This is a genomic window from Azospirillum sp. SYSU D00513 (assembly GCF_017356015.1).
GTDB lineage: Bacteria > Pseudomonadota > Alphaproteobacteria > Azospirillales > Azospirillaceae > Azospirillum.
Genome location: NZ_JAFIQV010000036.1, coordinates 1 through 16,383, shown reverse-complemented (window position 1 = coordinate 16,383; position 16,383 = coordinate 1). Strand labels below are relative to the sequence as shown.

Here is a 16,383-nt window from a genome sequence, read left to right as displayed (position 1 = left end):
CGATCCTTCCGGCTGTAGGTTAGCGCATGCGCAGAATCGGCTTGACCACGGCGCCCGAGTCGCTGTCCTCGATCGCCTGGTTGATGTCGGCGAAATCGTAGAAGCGGACGAGCTTCTCCAGAGGGAAGCGGCCTTGGGCCTGCAATTCCATCAAGCTCAGGTGAAAGGCGGGGGTCTGCCCGCCGCCGCCCATGACCCCGATCAGCCGCTTGCCGTTCAGCAGCATGTCGGGATGGTTGAGCGAAATCTCGGCCGTGGGTTTCGCACCGCCCACCATGGCGCAGACGCCCAGCATCGCGAGCGACTTGCAGGCCTCCGCGACGAGGTTGGCGCCGTTGGTCGCTTCCACCGCCCGGTCCACCCCGCCGCCCGAGAGTTCCTTGACCTGAGCGTCCAGGTCTCCGGTCCCGTGGATCACATGGGTGGCACCGAGTTCAAGGGCGAGCGCGAGGCGGCGTTCATCCTTGTCGATGGCGATGATGGTGGTGGCGCCGGTCAGGCGAGCTGCCATGACGGCCGATAGGCCGACGCTGCCGGCGCCGAAGACCGCGATGCTGGACCCCGGCGTCGGCCGCAGCTCGTTCAGCACCGCTCCGGCCCCGGTCGTGATGCTGCAGCCGAGCGGTCCCATCAGGTCGTGGTCGATGTGGTCCGGCACCTTCGCGAGTTGGCGCTCCAGCGCCACGGCGTGGGTTGCCCAGGAGGATTGCTGGAAGAAGCGCCCGGCGAGGGGCTCGCCGTCCCCGCGGCGGAGCGGGGTCGAGCCGTCCAGCCGGTAGCCGCCGAACATCAACTCCTTGCCGTGTTCGCAATAGCGCGGCTGGCCGGCGCGGCAGTTCCTGCAAACGCCGCAGAAGGGAAAGCCCATGACCACACGGTCGCCCGGCTTGACCAGCGTCACGTTCCGCCCGACCGCCTCGACGATGCCCGCTCCCTCGTGGCCGAGTACGCCGGGCGTCGGGTAGGGCTCCTGCCCGTGCAGGCAGCCTCGGTCGGTGCCGCAGACGCCGCAACTCGTCACCCGGACGAGCACCTCCTCGTCGCGAGGGCCGTCCAGTTCCGCCGTTTCGATCCTGACCCGATGGCTCGTGAGGGCTCCGTCCGGCCTTTCGAGCACGGCCGCTTGGATTCTCATGGGTTCCTCCGTTGGCTGGATGCCGGCGGCCGCGTCACCGGAGCTGGACGGGACCCGTGCCGATGCGGGTGCGGAAGAGCGAATAGGGCTTGCGGCGCAGATCCTGGCCCTGCTGGTACTGCGCCTGCCGGTGGAGCTGATTCGCGGTGACGTAGAGGTGGCCGTCCGCCGCGACCGACAGGGTGTCGGGCCACAGCAGCCGCGCGTCGTGGATCACCGTCTCCCAGGCGCCGTCCGGCCTGCGGCGTAGCACCGCGTTGTGCTCGTAGCTCGTGGCGTAGAGATTGCCCGCGTCGTCGGTCTCCAGCCCGTCGGCCCCGCCGCCCTTGTCGCCTTCGTCGAGGACCGTGGCGGCCACGGCTGCGCCGTCGAGCGACCGGTCGGTCAGGGCGTCCACCGACACGCTGTAGAGGCGGCGGCTCGCCAGCGGGCAGTAGAAGAGCCGCTGCCCGTCCGCCGAGATGGCGATGCCGTCGGCGCCCATGGTGACCGGCTTGGCCGTGCCGTCCGGCTGGCGCTGCATCAGGGGGCGTCCCTCGACGATGGGGAGGAAGCCCGGCGGGGTCTCCGCCTTGGTCGAGGGATGCTCGTGGAGCCGGCGCCAGCTCTCGCCCGAGGCGAGGTCCACCACGATGATGCCGTTCGGCCCCTGGTCGGAGGAATCGGTAATGAAGGCCATGCCCCCGGCGCCGCGCCGCAGGTCGAACCGCACGTCGTTGAGGTAGGTGGTCGGCAGCGCCACGTCCTGGGGGAAGAGGATTTTTCGGACCACCCTGTCGCTCCTCAGGTCCACGCAGAGGAGTTTCGGGCCGCCGAATTTCGTCGGCTTGAACATCGGGCTGCCGGTGTCGAGGATCCACAGCCGGTCGGCGGGATCGACCACCACGCTCTGCACGGACACCAGCGCCGCCGCATGATCGTCGGGGTCGGTGCGGTTGATCGCCTCGTCCGGATAGGCGACGGGCCGGCCGTCGCGGATCTCCGCCACCGTGAAGGCGACCTCGTCGCCCCATTTCGGGAAGTTGACGAAAATGCGGCCCCGGTGGGAGACCGTCACGCCCGTCGGCATCGGGCCGTCGAACTGGACGACCGGTTCGAGCGCGCCTACGGGCTCGTCGCTCGGCAGGTCCTGCGGCTGGATGGACATTCCCGTTGTTTTCCCCTGGCTGGCCTTTGGTCGGCGCCGTGACGTCCGGCCCCATGGGCAAGCCGCCGATCTGGAACCAACAAGGAAGGGGAGAAGCCGTTCCGGTCCTGGCGGGCATGCTTCCCGGACAGGGATCCCGGCCGTCCGCCAGCCGGAACCCGCGGGCGCGGCGCCCGGTTGGCGCTACTGAAATCCCTGGAACGGAAGGAACAAGCCCATGGCCACAGACGCAGTACGGCCGTTGGCCGTCGTGACCGGCGCGTCGAGCGGCATCGGTTACGAACTCGCCAAGCAATTCGCCCGGAATGGTTTCGACGTGCTGGTCACCGCCGCGAGCCCGGGCATCGTGGACGCCGCGCGCGACGTCGCGGCGCTCGGAGGCCGAGCGGACGCGGTGCAGGCCGACCTGACCAGCTATGAGGGCGTCGAGCAGCTCCACGCTGCGATCAAGGCCGCCGGACGGCCGGTGGAGGCCATCGCCATCAACGCCGGCGTCGGGGTTGGCGGAGACTTCACCCGCGAGACCCGGCTGGAGGACGAACTGAACCTCATCAGCCTGAACGTCACCTCCTCGGTCCACCTCGCCAAACGGGTGCTGCCGGACATGGTGGCGCGCGACCGGGGCCGCGTTCTGTTCACCGCCTCCATCGCCTCCACCACCCCGGCACCCTTCGAGGCGGTGTATGGCGCCTCCAAGGCCTTCATCCTGTCCTTCGCCGAGGCGCTCCGCAACGAGCTGAAGGAGACGAAGGTGACCGTCACGGCGCTGATGCCCGGCCCGACGGACACCAACTTCTTCCACCGCGCCGGCATGGACGACACCAGGGTCGGGGCCGGCAAGAAGGACGACCCGGCCGAGGTCGCCCGGCAGGGTTTCGAGGCCCTGATGGCCGGCAAGGACCACATCGTCGCCGGCTCGATCACGAACACGCTCCACACCACCGCCGCCAAGTTCCTGACAGAGAACGCCAAGGCCGAGCAGCACCGCAAGCTGTCCGAGCCGGGTTCGGCGCGGAAGTAGCCGGCAGGCATCCCTTCGCCTCGGCCATCGGCACGCCGCTGTCCTGATCGGGGACATTTCCGGCCGGGGGGTGTTGGTTTGGATGTTCCATCCGGCGGCGACGCCGACATGTCATGGAGAGGATCGAGCGATGAACGACGACCGCACCGAAGGTTCGATGAAGAAGATGAAGGGCGACCTCAAGGAAGGCGCCGGCAACCTGACCGGGGACAGCAAGCTCCAGTCCGAGGGCAAGGCCGACAAGGCCGAGGGCAAGATCCAGAACGCCATCGGCGGCATCAAGGACGCCCTGACCGGCAAGGGCAACCCTTGACCGCCCCTGATCGCCCCTGACCGCTAGGTCCGTAAAGGCCGGATGACTTGGAGCGCGACGTCATGGCATGTCATCGCGCTCTCCTGCACCTGGAGTTATGCCGCCTGGAGTTATGGCCCGCCGCGCCCGCCGACGGCGCCGTACACCTGACCCGTCGCGTAGCTGGATTCCTGGGACGCGAGAAGGACGTAGATCGGGGCGAGTTCGGCTGGCTGGCCGGGGCGGCCCATCGGCGTGTCGCCGCCGAAGCTCGTGAGCTGGTCCGGCGGCTGGCCCCCGCTCGGCTGCAGGGGCGTCCAGAACGGCCCCGGCGCCACAGCGTTGACGCGGATGCCCTTCTGCGCGACCTGCTTCGCGAGGCTCTTCGTGAAATTCATGATCGCCGCCTTGGTCGCCGAATAGTCCAGCAGATTGGCGGAGGGATCGTAAGCCGTGACCGAACTGGTGTTGATGATGGCGGAGCCCGGACCCAGGTGCCGCATGGCAGCCTTGGTGATCCAGAACATCGCGTAGACGTTGGTCTTGAAGGTTTCGTCGAGCTGCTCCGTGGTCAGCTCCAGGATGGACGGCACGGAGTGCTGCCTCGCGGCGTTGTTGACGAGGATGTCGAGGCCGCCGAGTTCCCGCAGGGCGTCGGCGACCAGCCTGTTGCAGAAGGCTTCGTCCCGGATGTCGCCGGGCAGGGGGATGGCCTTCCGGCCTTCCGCCCGGATCAGTTCGACCACCTCCCGCGCGTCCGGTTCCTCGGCCGGCAGGTAGTTGAAGGCGACGTCGGCGCCCTCGCGTGCGAAGGCGATCGCGGCGGCCCGGCCGATGCCGGAATCGCCGCCGGTGATGAGCGCCTTGCGCCCGGCGAGACGGCCCGACCCTTTGTAGCTCGTTTCGCCATGATCGGGACGGGGCGTCATCTGGCTGGCGAGGCCCGGCCATTCCTGCTCCTGGCGGGGGAAGGGCGGACGCGGGTACTCGGTGGCCGGGTTCCGCATGGCCGGCGCGCCGGCGGGGGCCGCAACGTTTCCCTGCTGCGCCAGCGCGGGCGTGCCCAGGGCCGCCACCATGCCGGTGGCGATGCCGCCGACGACGAGGCGACGCGAGCTGTCGATGCCTTCAGGTTTCATGTCCGTCTCCGTGCCGATCCGCTTTCTCCGGTGGCACGGCCCTTCTGCCGCACCGGGGGCTCGGGCATAGGCAGCTCAACCTTCATGCCGGGCGGGGGTTCCCTCGCCGGCATGGATCAGTTGCGTCGACAACCGACCGGTCGTCGATTTCATTCATGCCTGTGCGGCGTTCTCTTCAGGAACGCCATGTCCCGCGATCCTGCTTCCGGATCGGCCGATCGCCCCGCCGGCACGGCGTCATTCTCCTCCCGGCTGCATCGTCTTCCGGGAATGGGGCAATGCAATCAGCTGTGTGACTATGCGTGGACCGACGGTGCCAGGCCGGCATCGACGGCGGCCGCCTTCGGATCGGCGGATCTCAGCTCCTCAAGATAACGAGCCGCCTTTTCCATGGTATGGCCCAAGGCGCTGCCGGTGAAGGCGTCTGGGTCGAACAGGACACCTTGAATGGCCGGCATGAATTGGTTGCTGATGTTCAGCATGTTCCAGCCAGGAAAGCGGGCGGCGCTGATGTCCCGCAATTCGACCAACACCACGTTCGTGTGACGGCTGTCTTTCGCGATCGCACAAAACAGGCGGGTCAGGACCGATCTCGGCCCTTCCAGCAGCTGGATGAAATATTTTCCATGCTGCACCAGGCAGCCGGTGACGCCGTGACAGGCATTGTTCATTTGGCTCTTCCGGACGATGTCGTGCATCATCTCGGCGCTGAACTCGGACGTGATTTCGCTATAGTAGGCGAGGCGAGCGTACATCAGCGGATACCCCTCTGCCGCATGGTGAGAACACTCTAAAGGCGGCCCCATTGCAGCGCTAGGCCGTCTATCGGTCTGTTGATCATTGTCACGACTATCGCGTGCGGCCTGCTCTGCCGCGAAGCGATCGCGTTCGGCGTTTGCTGCCGGCGCGGCACCACAACCGTGCGAAGTGGGCGGCCCTGGCTTTGGGAATTGCCGGGCAGGCAGGAACTGCTATTCCCCTGTCCGGTTAAGGCCTACCGGACGGGTAGGGAGACCCCTGCCTGCCCTCACGAACTCCACAAGAAGGGCAAAATGACCGGACAATCGGGACAGGGGCGTCGCGCCCCATGGATGGCGGGTGCTGCGGCGCTCCTCCTGTTATCCGCCTGCCAGTCGGCGAAGGATCTCGGCACCGCCACGGTGAACGCACCGGTGGAAGCGGCGAAGGGCACGCCGACGCTCGCCGACGCGGACACGGACATGGCCGGGGTGCTGCTGGCCTTCCAGGCCTTGGGGCCGAAGCCGATCGAGACGCTCACCGCCGGCGAGGCGCGGCAACAGCCGACGCCCGCCGATGCTGTGAAGAAGTACCTCCAGGACCGTGGCATGAACGCCGCGCCGGAACCGGTCGCCAGCGTCCGCAACATCACCATTCCCGGTCCGGCGAGCGCCCTTACGGCGCGGGTCTATAAGCCGCACGGGGCGAGCGGTCGGCTTCCGGTGATCGTCTACTTCCATGGCGGCGGCTGGGTGATCGCCACAAACGACACCTATGATTCTTCGGCGCGCGCCCTGGCGAACCAGTCCGGTGCCATTGTCGTCTCCGTCGAATACCGCAAGGGACCGGAAGCGAAGTTCCCAGCGGCTCACCAGGACGCGCTGGCCGCTTACCGTTGGGCTCTGCGGAACGCCGGCCAGCTCGGCGGCGACCCGGCGCGCGTCGCGGTGGCCGGCGAGAGCGCGGGCGGCAGCCTTGCGATTGGCGTATCTCGGCTGGCGCGCCAGCAGGGCCTGGCGCTTCCGGTCCACCAGCTCCTGGTCTATCCCATCGCGGGATCGGACCTCAACACGCCCTCCTACCAGGAGAACGCGACCGCCAAGCCCCTGAACAGGGCAATGATGGCGTGGTTCTTCGACAAGTACCTGCGCAACCAGCAGGATCGGAAGGACCCGCTGATCGACGTCGTAAACGCGCCGGATCTGGCCGGCCTGCCGCCGACGACCATCATCATGGACGAGATCGATCCTCTGCGTTCCGAGGGCCAGATGTTGGCCGAGCGGCTGCGCATGGCGGGCGTGCCGGTCGAATCCCGAAACTACGACGACGTCACGCACGAGTTCTTCGGCATGGGCGCCGCCGTTGCCAAGGCCAAGGACGCCCAGGCTTTTGCCGGCAGCCGTCTTCGGCAGTCCTTCGGCTCCACTCCCCGGAGTTGAGGCGAACGATCCTCGAAGGGCGCGGTGCGGCAGGATTGCCGTGCCGCCCCTTCGGGCCAGAGAACGCAGTCGGTCGCCACGGTCCCTTTCGCCTTCATGACCTGGAACCAGATCCGTCCATTGCAGTTGGACCGGAGGAGTTCGGCAGGGTTTAGGCGGTGGTCGTGACGGCATGGCATGCGATCGGCGGGATGATCGCCGGGGGAGTCCTCCGCCGGCTTTTTCGCCCGTGTCCGCCAGCCGGTGATTGCGCCGACCGAAGCGCCATTCCGCTCCACCTCTATTCCAACGCACAGCTTCTCAAGCCATGTCCTGAAAGGACAGGTCCTGCGCTTTTCGTCTGCGCCGGACATTGTCGAGGTCCAAGTGATCGACCCGACCAACGCACCATTCCTGAGAACGGGCCGGTCGCGCAGGGTCCCGCGGCGTGCGGATCCGGGAACCGCTCTTGACGGCGGACCGGGTGAAGGATGCGACCGGCGTCTGAGAGGGAGCGCAGGCAGACCATGGACCAGCTGTTCACCGTTGATTGGGCGGAGATGTTCCTGCCGAGTCATTCCCTCCTGGACATCGCGATCCGGGGAACCTTCATGTACCTGTCCCTCTTCTTGATGCTGCGGTTCTTCCTCAAGCGGCAGACCGGAGAGGTCGGGATCGCGGATTTCCTGGTCATCGTCCTGATTGCCGACGCAGCGCAGAACGCCATGGCGGCGGAATACAAGTCGGTGACCGAGGGCATCGTGCTGGTTGGCACCATCATCTTCTGGAACATGGCCGTGGACTGGCTGGGCTATACCTTCCCTCGCCTTCGCTGGCTGACCCGGCCGCAGCCGCTCCTCCTGGTACGGGACGGTCGGCTGAACCGCCGCAACATGCGCAAGGAGTTCGTCACCGAGGAGGAGCTGATGTCCCAGATCCGCCAGCACGGCTTGTCCAGCCTTGGGGATGTGAAGGCCGCCTACATCGAGGGGGACGGCCGTGTCAGCCTCGTGAAGAAAGGCGAGTAGCCTGTTGCGCAAGTCGTGTTGCCGTTCCACCCAGTGCGGCGCGCTGGGTGCGCCGAACAGCAGGCCTGCGCTTGGCTAGGGTTGGGATGCGTGTGCTGTCCCGTTTCGCCGGCAGGCTCACTCCTGCTTCCAGGGCTCCAATGGCTTGCGCGCCGGACCATGGACGACGGCGCCGCCGGCGGTGAAGACCGAGCCGTGGCAGGGACAGTCCCATGTGCGGTCGGCATGGTTCCATGTGACGGAGCAGCCCTTGTGCGTGCAGGCGGCGGAAAAGGTGTGGACTTGCCCTTGATCGTCCTTCCAGGCGGCGACCGCTGTTCCGTCGATGTCCAGAACACCACCGTCACCCGGCGCCAGGTCGGCGAGCGACGCGATCCGCGTCGCCGTGTCGCCGCCGGGGTTGAAGTCGCGCGGCAGGTCACGCGTCGCGTCGAAAACGCGGGCCCATGCGTTCGGTCTGTTCAGAATCAGATCGGCAAGGATGAGGCTGGCGGCGGTGCCGTTGCTGATGCCCCAGGCGTTGAAGGCGACGCCCACATAAAGGTGACGACTGTCGGGGTTCGCGCGGCCGACCAGCGGCACCCGGTCCGGGGTCTCATAATCCTCGTTGGTCCAGCGGTACGCGATCTCCCCAATCGGGAAGCGCTCCCGAGTCCAAGCCTCCAGCTCACGCAGGCCAGCCAGGGTGTTGGGATGCTGCCCTTGCGGAAAACGCGGACCGAGCACCACCAGAAGCGGACCATCCGCGTCGCGGCCGCCGCGGATGGAGTGGGTCGGCTGCTCGGCTGAGAGGAACATGCCGTCGGGCAGGTCGGCGGCGGCGATCCGGGCGGCGATGGCCATATGGCCGCGCGGACGGGTCTTGCTGTGGAAATGCCCGTGCCCGGCGATGGGAGTGTGGCTCGCCACGATCACGTCGCGCGCGAGGACGGTGCCTCGGCTCGTCTCGACGGTACAGGGCTCTCCCTCCTCCGCCTTTGTCACCAGCGTGTCCTCGAACACCGAGCATCCGTCGCCCTCGATGGCGGCGGCGAGCGCCACAAGATACGTCGCCGGATTGAATTGCGCCTGATCGGAGAAGCGCACCGCGCCTGCGGTGGGGAAGGGCAAGGGCACCTCCGCGGTGAAGTCGGCGGGCAGCCCGAGCCGCCGGGCCAACTCGGCCTCGTCGCGCAACGCGTCGAGCCCGTCCTTCCCGGTGGCGTAGGTGTAGGCGTTCTTGGTCTCCAGGTTGCAGTCGATGCGCAACTCGCGCGCGAGATCGCGGATCAGTGCCAGCCCGGCCTGGTTCGCCTCGCCGTACAGGCGTGCCGTCTCCGCGCCGAAGCAGTCGGTCAGGTGGCGGTAAATCAGCGCGTGCAGGGAGGTGATCTTGGCCGTTGAACGACCGGTGACCTGACGGCCGACACGCCGCATTTCCAGCACCGCCACCCGTTTGCCCGCCCTTTTCAGCAGCAACGCTGCGGTCAGGCCCACGATGCCGCCGCCGATCACCGCGACATCCACGACCACATCCCCCGGCAGGGCCGGGTAGGCCGTGCTTGGCGCGTCGGCGATCCAGCAGGATTCGGCAGTGCCGGGGAAGATCCGCATGAGGCGACTCCAGATCGGGGCGAGGACACCCAGGCAACCATGGGAACACAAGGGAGGTTCCGGCCACGCAACCGTGCCATTCAGGGCCGGGGGCGGGACGCACCCTGCCGAGGGCTGTTCCCTAGGTGCGTCTTCGGCGAAGCATCCCGAACGGCGCGTCAACAAACGACCGGGAGTTCAGACCATGGCGTACGATCAAGACCGTTGGAGGCAAGACCGTTGGAGGAATGAGAACCGGAACTGGCGCGACGAAGGCCGCGACAACCGTTTCGAAGAACGTGAGTATGACGGCCCGCTGCGTGGCAACCATTTCCGCGATGAATTCCAGGACCGGAGCGCCTTTGGATACGGACGCGACGATTACGGCCGGGGTGGCTATGATCGTGGCGATCAGGGGCGCGAGGACCACGGCGCCCGCATTTATGGGGAGAGGAGCCTCTCCGGCATGGCTGGCGCGTGGCCGGGTGACCAGCGCTCCGGCGGACGTGGCGGCCAGGGGCGCTTCGGCGAGGATCGCGTCTTCGGCAGCCAGCGTGGCGGGTTCGCGAACTACGGCGACCGCTCGGGCTATGGCGACCGCTCGGGGCGCCAGCGTGGCGATGAGGAGCGCGGCTTCTTCGAGCGGGCCGGCGACGAGATGGCGACCTGGTTCGGCAGCGAAGACGCGGAGCGCCGCCGCCGCATGGACGCGATGCGTGGTGATTCCGGCGCCCAGCACCATCGCGGGCGCGGGCCGCGCGGCTACACCCGTTCCGATGACCGCATCCGCGAGGACGTCAACGACCGGCTGACCGACGACCCCTACATCGACGCGAGCGAGATCGAGGTCAGCGTCAGCGGCGGTGAAATCACGCTGTCCGGCACGGTCGACCACCGCGACGCCAAGCGCCGTGCCGAGGATGTCGCGGAATCCGTTTCCGGCGTCCGCCACGTGCAGAACAACCTGCGCGTCCAGCAGGGCGCTTTTGGCACGGGCGGCACGAATGCCGGTGCTTCGGCCATGGCCGGCATGGGCGGCGGTACGGGAACCGGAAGCGGTTTCATGCCCAGCGGCAACAGCAACAGCAAGGTCACCAGCCAGGGCTGATCCTGAACGGTCCTCCAGGGATATCCCCCGCGTCGGCACGCGGGGGATATCCCGGTTCCCGATACCCTGCCCGGGCGACAGGAATCTGGGAAGGGCTGCGGGTCGCGCCCTGCCACCGATGGGAAAGATCATGGAACTGTCGCGTCGCGCCGTAATGGCAGGCCTCGCCGCGGTGGGCTGTCCTCTCACCCCATCCCAGGCTGGCCAGGACGGCTTGGCGCCGCCCAAGCCAGCGGCTGGACGGGTCGAGCGGTTCGATGCCCTGGTGCCCCGCGGCGCACGGCTGCGGCGCCTTGCGGGCGGGTATGCCTGGTGCGAGGGACCGGTCTGGGCGCCCGCCTTCGGCGGCTTCGTGTTCAGCGACGTCAAGGCGAACCGGGAACACGTCATCGATCCCGCCACCGGCACGGTCCGGACATTGCGTGAGCCGAGCGGCTTCGCCAATGGCCATGCCGTGGACCGGGCGGGCCGGCTCGTCGTCTGCGAGCATGGCGGCCGCCGCGTCAGCCTGACCGGAAAGGATGGGGTGAACCGGATGCTGGTGGAGAGCTATCAGGGGCGGCGCTTCAACTCGCCGAACGACGTGGCCGTGAAATCCGACGGGACGATCTGGTTCACCGATCCGGTCTTCGGCCTCAAAAGCCCGGCGGAGGGGGGCGGGGGCAGGATGGAACTGCCGGGCGCCTTCGTCTACAGGTTCGACCCTGCGACCGGCGGCATCGACGCCGTTGCCAAAGAAGCCGGGCAGCCGAACGGGATCGCCTTTTCGCCGGACGAGTCCGTGCTCTATGTGTCGGATACGGCGCGGTCGCTGGAGCAGGGCTCGAACGGGCACGCGATCCTCGCCTACGACGTCGGGGCCGACGGCAAACTTTCGGGGCGCCGGGTCTTTGCCGAAATCGATCCGGGGGTTCCGGACGGCTTTGCCCTCGACGTGAAGGGGAACCTGTTCACCTCGGCCGGCGACGGGGTGCATATCCTTTCCCCCGAGGGCGAGGAACTGGGGCGAATCCCCACCCCTCGCACCGCTGCGAACCTCGCTTTCGGCGGCGTTCACGGCTCCACGCTGCTCATATGCGCCATGGACACGGTCTACTCCATGGAACTGGCGACCCGAGGTGCGGCGATCATTTGATTCCGCCGTCCCGGAACAGGTGGAGAAGGGATCGCGCAACAGTTTGGAAGGCGAGGGGTTGGAGTGCGGAGATCCTCGGCCGGCTTCCCGATGTTCCCGCGGCCGGCTTCCTCTTTTCCGGGAGATGTTCATGAAAGCCGTCGTTTTCCATGGCGTGGGCGACATCCGCGTCGACGAAGTGCCCCAGCCCAAGATCAAGGACCCGCACGACGCGATCGTCCGCATCACGGCGAGCGCCATCTGCGGTACCGACCTGCACATGATCCGCGGCACGCTGCCCGGCATGAAGCCCGGCACCATCCTTGGGCACGAAGGAGTGGGCGTGGTCGAGGAGGTCGGGCCCATGGTGCGCAACCTGAAGCGGGGCGACCGCGTGGTGATTCCGTCCACGATCGGCTGCGGCTCGTGCAATTACTGCCGCTCCGGCTATTTCGCGCAGTGCGACGAGGCCAACCCGAACGGCCCGGCAGCCGGCACCGCCTTTTTCGGCGGTCCGGAGATGACCGGTCCCTTCGACGGGCTTCAGGCCGAATACGCTCGCGTTCCCTACGCCAACGTCGGACTTGTGAAGCTGCCGGACCAAGTCACCGACGATCAGGCCATCCTGATCTCCGACATCTACCCGACCGGCTATTTCGGCGCCGAACTGGCCGAGATCAAGGCGGGCGACATCGTCGCGGTCTGGGGCTGCGGCCCGGTCGGCCTGTTCGCAATCCTCAGTGCCTTCCAACTCGGCGCCAGCCGGGTCATCGCGGTGGACGGGATCGAAGGCCGGCTGGACCGCGCCCGCGATCTCGGCGCCGAGACGGTGAACTACAATCAGGAAGACCCGGTCCAGGCGATCCGTGACCTGACCGGCGGCGCCGGCCCCGACCGGGCCATCGACGCGGTGGGTGTGGATTCCGAACGGCCCAAGACCGGCCCGGCGGCGGAGCAGGCAAACCAGCAGGCTGGACAGTTCGCACAGGAGGTCCAGCAGATCGCGCCGGACGCCAACCCGCGGGGCGACCAGTGGAAGCCCGGCGACGGTCCGTCCCAGGCGGTGACCTGGGCCCTGGATTCGCTGGCGAAGGCGGGAACGCTCTCGATCATCGGCGTCTATCCGCAGACCGACAAGTTCTTCCCCATCGGGATGGCGATGAACAAGAACGTCACCATCAATATGGGCAATTGCAACCACCGCAAATACATTCCCCGTCTCGTCTCGATGGTCGAGGCCGGCACCGTCGATCCGGCCAGGATCCTGTCGCACGTCGAACCGATGAGCGACGTCATCGAGGCCTACAAGCAGTTCGACCTGCGCAAGCCGGGGTGGGTGAAGGTGGAACTGGTCCCCGGCCGGTAGTGCCGGCGGCCACGGCTGCCCTGTTGTGGACGATGCCTGAACCTTCACGGAGAACGGACATGCCCAAGGCGGAGTCGAAGAAGCAGCAGATGGCGGCCGGTGCCGCGCTCGCCGCAAAGCGTGGTGACAAGCCGGCGTCCAGCCTCAAAGGCGCGTCGAAGGAGATGGCCAAGTCGATGAGCGAGAAGGAACTCCACGACCTGGCCGCCACCAAACGCAAGGATCTCCCGATGCGCGAGTCGAAGGATTAGCCATGCTGTTCCGGGACGACGGCGACGGCGTGATCGCCATCCCGCAGCCGAGTCATGCCTGGCTGTCGGGCCAACTGATGCGGGTTTGGGGAAACGATGCCTTCCACCCGCCGTCGCCCCGCGAGGAGGTCTGCCTGGGAGCGGAGCAGCACGACATCGGCTGGCTGTCCTGGGAATCCGAGCCGACGCTGAACCCGCGAACCGGCCGCCCGCACGGCTTTCAGGAACTCGATGCAGGGACGCACACCGGAATATGGACGCAGGGCGTGCGCCGCGCGCTCGCCTTCGGGCGCTACCCAGCCCTCATGGTTTCCCTGCACGCCGACACGATCTACGGAACCTTCTTCGACTTCGACAAGGCGTCGCGGGAGGACGCGGCGCTCGTCCGGCGCTTCCTGGAGGGGCAGCACCGTTTCCAGCGCGACTGCGTCGCGGCCTTGGCGGCCAATCCCCGCTATGCGGCGGACCTGACGCCGGACGCGCTCGAGCGCAACCGGCTGCTCATTGCCGCCGTCGACCGCATGTCGCTGGAGATCGGCTGGGGCGTCGGAAAGGAGGCGGTAATCCCCGACGTGCCGACCGACGGCAAGGACAACGCCGAACTTCGTCTCAGCGCGACAGGCGGAAACCCGGCCGATTTGCGCGTCGAGCCCTGGCCTTTCCAGGCGGCATGCATCGAGGTGGTCTGCGAGGGGCGCCGCCTGCGCGGACGCTTCACTGAGGAATCCGCAATGCGCCGAGCGCTCGAGGAGGCGGAGCCCGTCACGATCCTGACCGTCCTATCGCCGCGGTAGTTCGCATTGGCCATCCCGCAGCGCGCCGGATCACGAAGGGAGTGTTGAATTGCCATGACGGACGAGGGGCAGAAAACGCTCGATCGAGCCTATGAGGGGCTGGAGAAGGAGGCGCCCGACCGCGTGGCGCGCGCCATCCGCTGGCTCCGCGACCCGAAGGCGCGCTGGATCCGCATACCGCTGGGGGTGCTGTTCATCATCGCCAGCATGCTGTGGTTCCTGCCGGTGGTCGGGATTGAGATGCTGCCATTGGGTTTGCTGCTCATTGCGCAGGATGTGCCATTCCTACGGCGACCGGTTGGCCGGTTCATGATTTGGCTGGAGCAGAAGTGGGTGGCCTTGCGCCGTCATTGGCAGCGTGGCTGAAAAGCCCGTTGTTCCTATCAGCCAGCGTGGTGCAGGGATACCGGCCCGCACGCCGATGGCCACGTGGATGGCCTTGTTGCGCACGAAGCCCTCGTTACGGATCTTGACCCGGATGGCATCCAGGAACACCAGCGGGTAGACAGCCTCCAGAGGCCGGTTCTGCCAGGCCACCACCTCCTCGATCACCGCATCCGTCACCGTCGAGATCAGGTCGGCCGACACCTCGATGCCGTAGAACTCCCGCAAATGCCCCGTGATCTCCCGCGTCGACATGCCCCGCGCGTACATCGAGATGATCTTCTCGTCGAAGCCGGGGAAACGCCGCTGGTACTTGCCGATCAGCACCGTCTTGCGGCCATAGCCGTTGCGGCGGTTGCCGCTCTCGTCGCTGGCCAGGTGATGATCCAGCTCCGCGCGCAGGGCTCGTTCCGTCAGCGCATTCTTCAGCTGGTCGAGCAGCCCGTTCTGATCAAACGCCGTCTTGGCGTCCGCTCCGGCCAGCAGCTGGTCGAGGATCGCATCGGGGATAATCGGTTCTTTGCGTCGTGCCATCGAGGGCTCCTTCCGTTCTCAGCATACCCCCGCCGAGCACGAAATTCCGGATAGTCCCCGAGAGCCCGCTACCAAGTGAAAAATTTGGCAGGCAGGAAGGGGCGCGCCGGTAATGGCGCGCGCCTCAGTTAACATTAGCCTTTGTGCATTGGTTGAACAACGGGCACCGGATCATACTGGACCAGGAACCCTGCCCATGGTTTGTTACGGATGCTGGCGGTTTCGGCGAAACATCTTCCATACACCTTTCAGCATCGCGTAACGCGCAATCCATTTGAACATGGCAAACCTCCTCTAAGTGACTCTCCTTCCCATTCAACAGCCCAAGAGGAAATTTCTCACGGGCTACCTTGCCTTCGAGCGCCGTCAGGGAAATCGTCAAGGATGCTATCAATTTACTGACGGGCTGACGCGTAGTGGGCCAAAAAGCCTTCAATGGGATCTTGGCGCAGCCAGGAAGGATGTGGAACTCCCTTGCGAGCACCGCCAGCAAAAGGGGAGCTCTGGCCGGGGATAGGTCGCTTGGTTCGATAGGCATTGCCCACAGGCCGAAAGGCTCTGTCGAGCTTCTGCTCTCCCTAATGGCGGATTGCAGGCGGCGGCCCGAGGCTATAAGTGATTCCTATCGCCCACCATAATCCTGGCTGTGGGCGAATGAGAGACGTGTGTTCCCGCTGCAGTAAGGGGGCATACATGGCCCAGATCGAGCAATCTGTCGTTCGCAATCGGTCACTGGAGCGAAATCCCCTCCGGTATCTTTCGTAACGAGCCGTCCTTTCGGCGGGCAAGAACGTCGACTTGAGCCCCAAGGACTCGGACGCGAACGGCATCGCGAACCGCCGATTCCAGCGCCTGACGGCGCGACGGGAACTGTCCAATATGAGTGCCCGGTCCGAAGCCGACGGTCCAGTGTTTCCCCTTCTGCTCCACGACGTACGTGAAATGCGCTCTCGGTGTCATACTCGGCCTCTCTCGTATGCTCTCTGGGACTTGGCATTGTGATCGGCACATATTGATGCATTTTGTGCCGGGTCTTTCGTGCGCACAACCTAGGCAATAGAGCATTAACAGTTAGCATACTCCCTCTGTGGAGTACTTATCGGGTGGCAATAAAGTTTTGCAAAAAAGAGAGATATGCGGCGAGAGGGGCGACGGTTTGGTTAGGAGGCTTTCTGCGACAAGGCATCGGTAACCTCAATGCCGTCTCGGAATATGACGCCACAATTCACCTTAGGTAACAGGTTTTCGCCCCTTAGGCTCCAGACTCAATCAGAGCCAGTACGCTACAATGGTTGCAATGGTTATGGCTGACACATAGTTTCTGGCGAGCTTGTCATAGCGT

15 protein-coding genes and 1 pseudogene are annotated in these 16,383 nt (G+C 66.3%); 10 read left to right on the top strand and 6 right to left on the bottom strand.

From position 1 onward, the window contains the following. Positions 1-19: 19 nt before the first annotated feature. Together JUB11_RS23315 and JUB11_RS23310 are read right to left on the bottom strand one after the other, a co-directional pair. Complete coding sequence (locus tag JUB11_RS23315; RefSeq protein WP_207461181.1) at positions 20-1,135, bottom strand: NAD(P)-dependent alcohol dehydrogenase; 1,116 nt, start codon at positions 1,133-1,135, stop codon at positions 20-22. Between the two features lie 34 nt (positions 1,136-1,169). Then, entirely contained in the window at positions 1,170-2,282 is a 1,113-nt protein-coding gene (locus tag JUB11_RS23310) for an L-dopachrome tautomerase-related protein (protein ID WP_207461180.1), read from the bottom strand. A gap of 217 nt (positions 2,283-2,499) precedes the next feature. Here JUB11_RS23310 and JUB11_RS23305 point away from each other — a divergent pair, with 217 nt between their 5' ends. Next, the gene (locus JUB11_RS23305; RefSeq protein ID WP_207461179.1) at positions 2,500-3,303 is read left to right on the top strand and encodes an SDR family NAD(P)-dependent oxidoreductase; all 804 of its coding nucleotides are present in this window, start codon (positions 2,500-2,502) and stop codon (positions 3,301-3,303) included. Positions 3,304-3,433: 130 nt separating this feature from the next. Next, complete coding sequence (locus JUB11_RS23300) at positions 3,434-3,616, top strand: CsbD family protein (protein ID WP_207461178.1); 183 nt, start codon at positions 3,434-3,436, stop codon at positions 3,614-3,616. Positions 3,617-3,726: 110 nt separating this feature from the next. Here the strand turns inward: JUB11_RS23300 and JUB11_RS23295 are convergent, their stop codons facing one another. Both JUB11_RS23295 and JUB11_RS23290 read right to left on the bottom strand, forming a co-directional pair. Then, a complete protein-coding gene (locus JUB11_RS23295) occupies positions 3,727-4,734 on the bottom strand; it encodes an SDR family oxidoreductase (RefSeq protein ID WP_207461177.1) in 1,008 nt (335 codons plus the stop codon). A gap of 296 nt (positions 4,735-5,030) precedes the next feature. Then, positions 5,031-5,489: a BLUF domain-containing protein gene (locus tag JUB11_RS23290; protein ID WP_207461176.1), complete on the bottom strand. Its 459-nt coding sequence runs from the start codon at positions 5,487-5,489 to the stop codon at positions 5,031-5,033. Between the two features lie 297 nt (positions 5,490-5,786). Between JUB11_RS23290 and JUB11_RS23285 the strand changes: the two genes are divergently transcribed. Together JUB11_RS23285 and JUB11_RS23280 are read left to right on the top strand one after the other, a co-directional pair. Next, positions 5,787-6,911: an alpha/beta hydrolase gene (locus JUB11_RS23285; RefSeq protein WP_207461175.1), complete on the top strand. Its 1,125-nt coding sequence runs from the start codon at positions 5,787-5,789 to the stop codon at positions 6,909-6,911. Positions 6,912-7,417: 506 nt separating this feature from the next. Further along, positions 7,418-7,918, top strand: coding sequence for a YetF domain-containing protein (locus JUB11_RS23280; protein ID WP_207461174.1), 501 nt, complete (start codon positions 7,418-7,420; stop codon positions 7,916-7,918). A 117-nt stretch (positions 7,919-8,035) separates the two neighbouring features. On the opposite strand, the gene JUB11_RS23275 is transcribed toward JUB11_RS23280, so the two are convergent. Next, positions 8,036-9,511, bottom strand: coding sequence for an FAD-dependent oxidoreductase (locus JUB11_RS23275; RefSeq protein WP_207461173.1), 1,476 nt, complete (start codon positions 9,509-9,511; stop codon positions 8,036-8,038). Between the two features lie 184 nt (positions 9,512-9,695). Between JUB11_RS23275 and JUB11_RS23270 the strand changes: the two genes are divergently transcribed. From JUB11_RS23270 to JUB11_RS23245, 6 genes are all read left to right on the top strand, one after another. Then, positions 9,696-10,598: a BON domain-containing protein gene (locus tag JUB11_RS23270; protein ID WP_207461172.1), complete on the top strand. Its 903-nt coding sequence runs from the start codon at positions 9,696-9,698 to the stop codon at positions 10,596-10,598. A gap of 130 nt (positions 10,599-10,728) precedes the next feature. Beyond that, positions 10,729-11,733, top strand: a complete 1,005-nt coding sequence (locus JUB11_RS23265) for an SMP-30/gluconolactonase/LRE family protein (RefSeq protein ID WP_207461171.1) — start codon at positions 10,729-10,731, stop codon at positions 11,731-11,733. Positions 11,734-11,863: 130 nt separating this feature from the next. After that, a complete protein-coding gene (locus tag JUB11_RS23260) occupies positions 11,864-13,078 on the top strand; it encodes a zinc-dependent alcohol dehydrogenase (RefSeq protein ID WP_207461170.1) in 1,215 nt (404 codons plus the stop codon). Positions 13,079-13,137: 59 nt separating this feature from the next. Then, positions 13,138-13,329 carry a DUF3008 family protein gene (locus JUB11_RS23255; RefSeq protein WP_207461169.1) on the top strand — a complete coding sequence of 64 codons (192 nt, stop codon included), beginning with the start codon at positions 13,138-13,140 and terminating at the stop codon, positions 13,327-13,329. Between the two features lie 2 nt (positions 13,330-13,331). Next, positions 13,332-14,123, top strand: a complete 792-nt coding sequence (locus JUB11_RS23250; RefSeq protein WP_207461168.1) for a DUF3891 family protein — start codon at positions 13,332-13,334, stop codon at positions 14,121-14,123. Between the two features lie 54 nt (positions 14,124-14,177). Beyond that, on the top strand, positions 14,178-14,489 hold the full coding sequence (locus JUB11_RS23245) for a hypothetical protein (RefSeq protein WP_207461167.1): 312 nt from the start codon (positions 14,178-14,180) through the stop codon (positions 14,487-14,489). 42 nt (positions 14,490-14,531) lie between these two features. Here JUB11_RS23245 and JUB11_RS23240 read toward each other — a convergent pair. Next, positions 14,532-15,041, bottom strand: a pseudogene (locus tag JUB11_RS23240) (transposase); the annotation flags it as partial. Positions 15,042-16,383: the final 1,342 nt, after the last annotated feature.